Here is a 1,837-nt window from a genome sequence, read left to right as displayed (position 1 = left end):
GACGCGTTCTATCGTGACCGCTGGTCGCACGACAAGGTGGTGCGTTCGACGCACGGGGTGAATTGCACGGGGTCGTGTTCGTGGAAGGTGTACGTCAAGGACGGCATCATCACGTGGGAGGCCCAGCAGACCGATTATCCGTCGGTGGGGCCGGACCGTCCGGAGTACGAGCCGCGTGGGTGTCCGCGTGGTGCGTCGTTCTCTTGGTACACGTATTCGCCGACGCGGGTGCGGTATCCGTATGTGCGGGGTGTGCTGCTGGAGATGTATCGGGAGGCGCGTTCGCGGACGGGTGATCCGGTCGCCGCCTGGCGTGAGGTCGTGTCCGATCCGGAGAAGGCGCGCCGGTACAAGGATGCGCGGGGGCGCGGGGGGTTGGTACGGGCGTCGTGGGACGAGGCCACGGAGATGATCGCGGCGGCACACGTGCACACGATCGCCGAGTTCGGCCCCGACCGCGTCGCGGGCTTCTCCCCCATTCCGGCGATGTCGATGGTGTCGCACGCCGCGGGATCACGGTTCGTATCGCTGATCGGCGGGACGATGCTGTCGTTCTACGACTGGTACGCCGATCTTCCGGTGGCTTCTCCGCAGGTTTTCGGTGACCAGACCGATGTTCCGGAGTCGGGTGATTGGTGGGACGCCGGTTATCTGATCATGTGGGGTTCGAATGTGCCGGTGACGCGGACGCCGGACGCGCATTGGATGACCGAGGCCCGTTATCGGGGGCAGAAGGTCATCGCGGTGTCGCCGGATTACGCCGACAACGTCAAGTTCGCCGATGAGTGGCTGCCGGCCCAGCCGGGAACCGATGGCGCGCTGGCGATGGCGATGGGGCACGTCGTGCTGAAGGAGTTCTTCGTCGACCGGCAGGTCCCGTATTTCACCGATTACGTCAAGCGTTACAGCGACCTGCCGTTCCTGGTGCGGCTGGAACGACGGGACGGCACCGACGCCTACGTACCGGGCAAGTTCCTCACCGCCGCCGATCTGCCGGGTGCGGAGGCCGGTTCGGAGAACGCGGCGTTCAAGACCGTGATGCTGGACGCCGCGACCGGACGGCCGTTCGTTCCGAACGGGTCGCTCGGCTTCCGCTACGGCGAGTCCGGGGAGGGCAAGTGGAACCTGGACCTGGGCGACGCCGACCCGCTGCTGTCCGCCGAGGGCGCGACGCCGTCGAGATCGAACTGGCCCGCTTCGACGCGCTCGACGGGTCGCCGGGGACGTTGCGGCGGGGTGTTCCGGTCCGTTCGGTCGGGGGTCGTCTGGTCACGACGGTTTTCGATCTGATGCTCGCGCAGTACGGGGTGGGGCGTGCGGGGGTGCCGGGTTCGTGGCCGTCCGGCTATGGGGACGCGTCGGAGCCGGGGACGCCCGCGTGGCAGGAGGAGATCACCGGGGTTCCGGCGGCGGCGGCGGAGCGGATCGGGCGGGAGTTCGCGGCGAACGCCGAGGAGACGCGCGGCCGTTCGATGATCATCATGGGTGCGGGGACGAACCATTGGTTCCACTCCGACACGATCTACCGGACGTTCCTGGCGTTGACGACGCTGACCGGGTGCCAGGGGGTGAACGGTGGCGGCTGGGCGCACTACGTCGGCCAGGAGAAATGCCGCCCGGTCACCGGCTGGGCACAGCTCGCGTCCGCACTGGACTGGACCCGCCCGCCGCGCCAGATGATCGGCACCGCCTTCTGGTACCTGCACACCGACCAGTTCCGCTACGACCCGTTCGGCGCCGACGCGCTCTCCGCCGCGACCTCCGACGGGCGGCTCGCCGGACGGACGACCGCCGATGTCATCGCGCAGTCCGCGCGGCTGGGGTGGATGCCGTCCTA

1 pseudogene is annotated in these 1,837 nt (G+C 68.4%); it reads left to right on the top strand.

Annotated elements, in window-relative coordinates:
• A pseudogene (locus BJF79_RS31125) lies at positions 1-1,837 on the top strand (molybdopterin-dependent oxidoreductase); the annotation flags it as partial.

The sequence above is a fragment of the Actinomadura sp. CNU-125 genome, assembly GCF_001942465.1.
Classification (GTDB): domain Bacteria; phylum Actinomycetota; class Actinomycetes; order Streptosporangiales; family Streptosporangiaceae; genus Spirillospora.
This window is presented reverse-complemented; position numbering and strand designations above follow the sequence as displayed.